Raw genomic sequence first — 7,495 nt, forward strand, 5'->3', positions numbered from 1 at the left:
TCGATGCGGTGGGACGGGGTCGGGGTCGCGGCGTCCCAGGCCAGGAGGGTGCCCGGGTCGTCGCGGAGGGCGGCGGCGACCAGGAGGGTGTCGTCCACCAGGGCCGCGGCCACGTGGTCGCAGGGGGACGGCGTCTCCAGGGTTGCCGTCCGCTCCCCGTCCAGGCCGCGGACGTGCAGGGCGGACGGGGTCGGCTGGACGAGGACGAGCCCGGCCGGGGACGGCGTCAGTACCGGGGCCGGCCCCGGGGTGGGCAGGGCGGCGATCTCCTCGCCGCGCTCGACGTCCACGAGGCTGACGGCGGAGTCGCCGGGGAGGCCGATGAGGGGGCCGGTGGCCGGGGTGGCGTGCAGGATCCAGCGGTCGATGGCCGTCCCGTGGCCGAGCCAGAGGGTGAACTCGGTGAGGCGCTCGCCGGTGACGGCGTCCCACACGAGGACCTCCGCGTCGCTGGCGGGGCCGAAGACGGCGACGACTCCGGCGCGGCCGTGGTGGACGGCGAGGCCGAGGAGGTCGGGCCGCCCGTCGAAGACCGGCTCGCTCCCGGTGGCGAGGTCGTGGACGTGGACGCGGTCGCGGTGCGTCCAGGCGACGGCCGGCGAGCCGGCGGGGAGGCCGAACGCCCAGTCGGCGCGGTCGGTGGGGAAGTCGGGGATCGGCGCGCCGAGCGCCGCGCCGGCGGCCAGGTCCCAGAGCTGGCCGGTGTTCGCGCCGCGCGCCGCCTGCGAGGTGAACGCCAGCGGCGCGCCCTCGGCGGTGACGGCGACGCCGTCGAACGATCCCTGCGCCAGCGGTTCCGCTCGCACCCTGTCCGGCATGCGCAGGAGAGTAGGCCACCCGGCCTCGATCGTTCCACGGACTCGCGAAAAACGCCGCCGGTGTGACGTTCCCGCCGCCGGCGGCGCTGTCATCACCCGGCGGCGCGCAGGCGGGCGGCGATGTCCTCCGGGGAGACGTCGTTGATCCAGGCGGCCATGCCCGACTCCGAACCGGCCAGGTACTTGAGCTTGTCGGGTGCGCGGCGGATGGAGAACAGCTCCAGGTGGAGGCGGAGCGTCTCGTTCCCGGTGGGGGCCTGGTGCCAGCCCGCCACATACGGGAGCGGGGTGCCGTAGAGGGCGTCGCAGCGGCGCAGGAGGTCGCGGTAGAGGACGGCGAGCTCGTCGCGTTCGGCCGGGTCCAGCTCGGTGAAGTCGGGGACGTGGCGGTGCGGCATCAGGTGCGCCTCGACCGGCCAGCGGGCGGCGGCGGGGACGTAGGCCGTCCAGTGCTCGCCGGCGAGCACGACCCGGCTCCCCGCCCGCTCGGCCTTCAGGACGTCGTCGAACAGCCCCGGGCGGGCGGCGGCCATCGTGAGCATGCGGTCGGTGCGCGGCGTGATGAACGGGTACCCGTAGATCTGGCCGTGCGGGTGGTGGAGGGTCACGCCGATCTCCACGCCGCGGTTCTCGAACACGTAGACCTGCCGGACGCCGGGGACCGCGGCGAGGGCGGCGGTGCGGTCGGCCCACGCGTCGATGATCGTCCGGACGCGGGAGACGGGCAGCCGCGCCATCGAGGCCGAATGGTCGTCGGTGAAGCACACGACCTCGCAGCGTCCGGCGCCGCGGGCCCGCGCGACCCCGTCGATCTCCGGCGGGACGGGCGGCGTCCGGACGTCGAAGGACGGGAACCGGTTCTCGAACGACACGACGTCGTAGGACGGGTCCGGGATCTCCGAGGCGGGGCCGCCGGGGCACAGCGGGCACTCGTCGGCGGGCGGCAGGAACGTGCGGGTGTTGCGGTGCGCGGTGACCGTGACGTGCTCGCCGGTGAGCGGGTCGCGGCGCGTCTCGCAGAGCGGCTCGACCGGCGGCAGCCCGCGCGGATCGGGCACGGGCACCCGGCCCGGCGCCTCGTCGTAGTAGACGATCTCGCGGCCGTCCGACAGGCGTGCGCGTGTCCGGTTCATGTCGGCGGAAGCCTACCGCGCGGCACGATCATCCTGTGGGGGCACCGGCCGGGTGCTGGGCCTGGTGGACGGTGAGGAGATGCCTCACGAGCGTCGTCAGCACCTCCTTGCCGGAGGCGCGTTCGCGGACGTCGCAGAGCACGACCGGGACGTCCGCGCGGAGGTCGAGCGCCTCCCGGATCTCCTCGGGCGTGTAGTCGTAGCCGTCGTCGAAGCAGTTCACGCCGACGACGAACGGCAGGCCGCGGTTCTCGAAGTAGTCGACGGCGGGGAAGCAGTCGGCGAGGCGGCGCGTGTCGGCGAGGACGACGGCGCCGAGCGCGCCGTAGGACAGCTCGTCCCACATGAACCAGAAGCGGTCCTGGCCGGGCGTGCCGAACAGGTACAGGACGAGGCCGTCGCGGATCGTGATGCGGCCGAAGTCCATCGCGACCGTGGTGGTGGTCTTCTGCTCGACGCCCTCGGTGTCGTCCACGCCGAGGCTCCGGTCGGTGAGCAGCTCCTCGGTCTGCAGGGGGCGGATCTCGCTGACCGCGCCGACCAGCGTGGTCTTGCCGACCCCGAACCCGCCGGCGACGAGGATCTTCACCGCGACCGGGACCGCGGGGGCGGCGCCCTCGCCGGCGCCCGCGTTCTCAGAGGGCTTGGAGGCCATGGAGCACTTCTCTCAGCAGACGTTCCTTGGAGAGCGGGCTCTCCTGGTGGGGGCGGGTGGCGGTGATGAGCCGGTGGTGCAGCAGGTCGCCGAGCAGGACGCGCACGACGACCAGCGGCAGCCGCATCCGGGCGGCGATCTCGGCCACCGGCTGCGGCTGCACGCACATCTCCAGGATGTCGAGGTGCTCGGGGCCGATGCCGGGCGAGCCGGACCGGGGCCGGGCCGCGGTCGCCACGATCGTGATCATGTCGAAGCCCTCGCCGGCCGCGGGCCGCGCGCGCCCCCGGGTGAGCGCGTACGACCGGACGATCGGGCCGGCCTCGTCATCGAGCCATTCGCTGCCAGGACCGGTCATGGCCCGTCACGATTCCTCGGTGTCGAGGGCCTCGGCGCGGCCGCGCCGGGTGCCCTGCTGGATGGACGACATCATCGACCGCAGCTCCTCGGGCGACCGTCCCGGGCGCGCCGCGGCGGGCGGCGGCCCGGTGATGGTGGGGTCCTCGCGCAGCTGGGCGGCCATGTTCTCCTGCCGGACGCGCTTCGGCAGCGCCGGCCGGCCGGCCGGCTCGGATCCGCTCGCCGGACGGCGCCGGACCTCGCGCGGCGACCGCGGGACGCCCGGCGTCACGGGCGCGGGGGGCGGGTCCCCCCAGGGCGACGGCGCGGGCTCGGCCGCGGCGGCCGGCGGGTCGCCCCACGGCGACGGTGCGGCGGCGGCGTGCCGTCCCGGCGGGAGCCGCAGCACCGACCCGCCCCGCTCCGGGTCGCGGGGCGGGCCGCCGACGACCGTGCCGACGGGGACGAGCGCGTCCTCCGCGCGGCGGGTGGTGAGCGCGGGCGCGCCCGGCGCGGTGTCGCCCTCGTCCGGGACGACGAGGCCCTCCGGCAGCAGGACGATCGCGGTCATGCCGCCGTACGGGGACGTCCGCAGCGTGACCTTGATGCCGTGCCGGCGGGCGAGCCGGCCGACGACGAACAGGCCGAGCTGGGCGCTGTCGGACAGGTCGAACTCGGCGGCGGTGGCGAGCCGCTCGTTGGCGGCGGCGAGGCTCGGCTCGTCCATGGACAGGCCACGGTCCTCGACCTCCAGCGTGAAGCCGTGCGAGACGGCCTGCCCCTGCACCTGGACGGTGGTGTGCGGCGGCGAGAAGGCGGTGGCGTTCTCGATCAGCTCGGCGAGCAGGTGGATGACGTCGGCGACGGCGGGCCCGACGATCGCGGCGCGCGACATCGGCGCGACGTTGACCCGGGTGTAGTCCTCGACCTCGGACGCGGCGGCGCGGGCGACGTCGACGATCGCGACGGGGCTGCGCCAGCCGCGGCCGGGCGCCTGCCCGGACAGGATGATCAGGCCCTCGGCGTGCCGGCGCATGCGGGTGGCGAGGTGGTCGACCCGGAACAGGTCCTCCAGGTCGTCGGGGGTCTCGATGCGCCGCTCCATCGCGTCCAGCAGCTTGAGCTGGCGGTGCAGCAGCGTCTGGCTGCGCCGGGCGAGGTTGACGAACACGTCGCTGACGTTGCGGCGGAGCGTCGCCTCCTCGACCGCGCCCTGGATCGCGGTGCGCCGGGCGGCGTTGAAGGCGTCCCCGACCTGGTCGATCTCGCGGGTGCCGAACGCCAGCGGCGGCGCCTCGGCGGCCACGTCGACCTCCTCGCCGCGGCGCAGCCGGCGGATCACGCCGGGCAGCCGGACGTCGGCGAGGTCGAGCGCCTCGCGGCGCAGCCGGGCCAGCTCCCGGACGACGGACCGGGCGACCCACACCGCGAGGACGAGCGAGGCGGCGACGGCGACGAGCCCGAGCGCCCCCGCGAGGACGACGCGGGTGATGATGCCGTCCGCGATCGGCTCGGCGCGCTTCTCGGCGCCCTCGGACACGGCGAGTTCGAGGCCGCGCAGCCGGGTCAGGTTGGAGTCGGCGGTGGTCTTCCACAGCACCCCGCCGTTCGCGGTGCCGCTCTTGACGTGCCGGGGGGACCCGACGAACCGGTCCTCCAGCGTGCGGAGCCGGCCGTACTCGGGCATCGCGGCGATGCGCCGGTAGTACGCCTGGTCGGCGGAGCGCAGTTCGGCCGACGCGTACCCGTACAGGGCGCGCTGCGTCCCGACGAGCTTGACGAACCGGGCGTGCTCGGCGCCCGTCATCCGGCCGGCGGCGAGCGCGCCGGCGAGCAGCGCGTCCTCCTGCGCGAGGACCTCGCGGGCGCGGGTCAGCGACGCCTCGTTGCGGGCGTCCTTGGCGACCTCGGAGTTGTCGAGCGTGGCGAGGGAGCCCTGCAGCGCGCCGACGTCGTCGAGCAGCGCGGTGTAGTCGGCGAACGCGCGGTCCCGGCCGACGGCGCCGGTGTCGATGGCGCGGCGGCGGCCGTCCAGCCCGTCCAGCTCGGCGAGGATCTTGTCGGCGATCTGCCGGGTGTTGGCGGGCGCGGCACCGCGGGCGCCCGCGTCCCCGGCGAGCCGCCGGAACAGGTCGGCCTGCCGGTCGGTGACCAGCCGGCCGGACTCCATCGACGCCCGGTCGCCCTCCGCGCGGCCGCCGAGGTACACCATCGACAGCCGCCGCTCCGCCTGCAGCGCGCTGCCGAGCGCGCCGGACGGGTACCCGTAGTGGTCCTGGACGGTCTTGACGTGCCGGAGGTTGAGCCCCTCGCCGAGCGCGATGCTCGCCGCGAACGCCCACAGCACGCCGAGGGAGACCACCGAGACGGTGACCATGAGGACGACCTTGAAGCGGATGGAGCGGAATCGCGCCCCCTTGGAAGCCCGCCGGTGACCGGCGGCTGAGTCCGTGGTGGTGCGGCCTCGTTTTGGCACTGCGGCTGAACTTTCACTCGTGCGGACGGCGGGCGGGGACGGATGCGACCGCCGGGGAGGACGGGTCGCGGGGAACGGTAGGAGAGCCTAAGACCGTCCACCGCCATGTGTCGACAGTTTCCGGATCATCACGTTTTGTATGCACAGACGGACGAAAATACCCCTACGATGCCTCAGCGTGATGGCTCGTTCTCCACAAGCGACGAAAAACGCCGGGTCGCCCGTCCGCGCGCGCAGGTCCAGGGCGGTGCTCACGGCGGGCGCGCTGTCCGCGGCCGCGGCGCTGACCGCCGGATGCAGCGGCGACTCCGCCGCCGCCGCTCCGCCCGACATCCCCGCCATGCAGGAGCTCGGCACCCCGGAGGGGCGGCTCGACCTCGTCGCCTGGACGGGCTACGCCGAGGACGGCTCCAGCGACCCCAAGGTCGACTGGGTCACCCCGTTCACGAAGGCGACCGGCTGCAAGGTGCACACCAAGGTCGCCGACACGTCCGACTCGATGGTCGCGCTGATGGAGACCGGCCGGTACGACGGCGTGTCGGCGTCCGGCGACGCGAGCCTCCGGCTCATCTACGGCGGATTGGTCGCGCCGGTCAACACGGGACTGCTCGGCAACTACGACGACATCGCCAAGTACCTGAAGAACCAGCCGTACAACTCGGCCAACGGCCGGATGTACGGCGTCCCGCACGGCTACGGCGCCAACATGCTCATGTACCGGACGGACAAGATCCCGCAACGCCCGACCTCGTGGAGCGTCGTGTGGGACAAGGACAGCCCGGCCGCCGGGCACGTCGTCGCCTACGACTCCCCCATCTACATCGCGGACGCGGCCCTCTACCTCAAGGCCCACCGTCCCGACCTGAACATCACCGACGTGTACGAGCTGGACGAGAAGCAGTTCCAGGCCGCGGTCGGCCTGCTCAAGCAGCAGCGCCCGAACGTCAACCAGTACTGGGCGAACTACCTGGACGAACTCCAGTCGTTCAAGAGCGGCTACAACTACGCGGGCACCGCGTGGCAGGTGACCGCCAACTTGGCCCTCGCGGACAAGGCGCCCGTCGCGACCACCATCCCGTCCGAGGGCGCCACCGGCTGGTCCGACACCTGGATGATCTCCTCGAAGGCCCAGCACCCGACCTGCATGTACAAGTGGATGAACTGGATCACCACCCCGAAGGTGCAGGCGGAGGTCGCGCAGTGGTTCGGCGAGGCCCCCGCCAACCCGAAGGCGTGCGCCTACACCGCGAAGGGCTTCTGCTCGACGTACCACGTCGGCGACCCCGAGTTCTACAAGCGCCTCGCCTTCTGGAAGACCCCCGTCAAGGACTGCGGCGACGACCGGGGCACCACCTGCGTCGACTACACCCGCTGGGCCCAGGCATGGACCCAGATCAAGGGCTAGGCCGGTCGGGAGAAGTGGTCAGGACGCGGGCTTCATGGCATAGCAGTAGTTCGACTTGCCCTTGAAGTAGTGGCGGGCGGCGCTGTCGCCGTACCGCCACTGGCATCCCGCGTCGAGCTGCGCGCTCGACAGCTTCATCGTGTCGCCCTTGCGCTTGATGCAGTACGCGCCGGGGCTCGGCGTCTCCCGGTACTCGACCCACTCCCATCCGAGCTTCTGGCAGTACTCGGTGAGATGTCCCGGGCCGAGTTCGACACGCACGGGTTTCGCCGGGGGTGCCGGTGCGGTGGAGGGGGTCTTCTGGGAGCCCGCCGCTTGTGAGGGCGGCTGTGCTCCGGGCGACTGCGAAGGGGTCGGCGCGGAGCTCCTGCTCGGGCTCGCCGACCGGGTTCCGGCGTCGGGTCCCGCTGCGGCGGCCGGGCCGGACGGTGAGGCCGCCGGGCCGGCCGAGCCCTGCGTCACCACGCGGCCGTCGTGGTCGGCGGGGTCGTCACCGGAGAACCAGGCGATGCCGAAGACCACGGCGATGACGGCGGCCACGGCGGCGCCCGTCCCGGCCAGAACCGCCTTCGTCCGGCCGCCACCCGGTCCGTGCGGCGTGGTCGTCCCGGACGGCGTTCCGAAGCCGGGCGGGGGCTGGAAGGCGGGTTGGCCGGGCGGGAGTGGCGG

Annotated in this window: 6 protein-coding genes and 1 pseudogene; 1 reads left to right on the forward strand and 6 read right to left on the reverse strand. The window is 73.8% G+C overall.

Translation table 11 applies throughout. The annotated features are described in order from the left end of the window. The 5 genes from E1284_RS36545 to E1284_RS36565 all read right to left on the reverse strand — a co-directional run. The coding region (locus E1284_RS36545) for a hypothetical protein (RefSeq protein WP_131944720.1) at positions 1–818 on the reverse strand (818 nt) is incomplete at its 3' end. Positions 819–910: 92 nt separating this feature from the next. Beyond that, on the reverse strand, positions 911–1,951 hold the full coding sequence (gene galT / locus E1284_RS36550; protein ID WP_131944721.1) for a galactose-1-phosphate uridylyltransferase: 1,041 nt from the start codon (positions 1,949–1,951) through the stop codon (positions 911–913). 28 nt (positions 1,952–1,979) lie between these two features. Then, positions 1,980–2,606 (reverse strand): GTP-binding protein, encoded by a 627-nt coding sequence (locus E1284_RS36555; protein ID WP_131944722.1) that lies wholly within the window; start codon positions 2,604–2,606, stop codon positions 1,980–1,982. Next, positions 2,587–2,964 carry a DUF742 domain-containing protein gene (locus E1284_RS36560; protein WP_131944723.1) on the reverse strand — a complete coding sequence of 126 codons (378 nt, stop codon included), beginning with the start codon at positions 2,962–2,964 and terminating at the stop codon, positions 2,587–2,589. Before E1284_RS36560 ends, E1284_RS36555 begins: the two co-directional genes overlap by 20 nt. Positions 2,965–2,970: 6 nt before the next feature. Beyond that, positions 2,971–5,322, reverse strand: coding sequence for a sensor histidine kinase (locus tag E1284_RS36565; RefSeq protein WP_131944724.1), 2,352 nt, complete (start codon positions 5,320–5,322; stop codon positions 2,971–2,973). Positions 5,323–5,668: 346 nt separating this feature from the next. Between E1284_RS36565 and E1284_RS36570 the strand changes: the two genes are divergently transcribed. Continuing rightward, on the forward strand, positions 5,669–6,826 hold the full coding sequence (locus tag E1284_RS36570; RefSeq protein WP_207924160.1) for an ABC transporter substrate-binding protein: 1,158 nt from the start codon (positions 5,669–5,671) through the stop codon (positions 6,824–6,826). Positions 6,827–6,844: 18 nt separating this feature from the next. On the opposite strand, the pseudogene E1284_RS42110 reads toward E1284_RS36570, so the two are convergent. Then, positions 6,845–7,495: pseudogene (locus E1284_RS42110) on the reverse strand (hypothetical protein); the annotation flags it as partial.

Source organism: Actinomadura bangladeshensis, from assembly GCF_004348335.1.
Taxonomy (GTDB): domain Bacteria; phylum Actinomycetota; class Actinomycetes; order Streptosporangiales; family Streptosporangiaceae; genus Spirillospora; species Spirillospora bangladeshensis.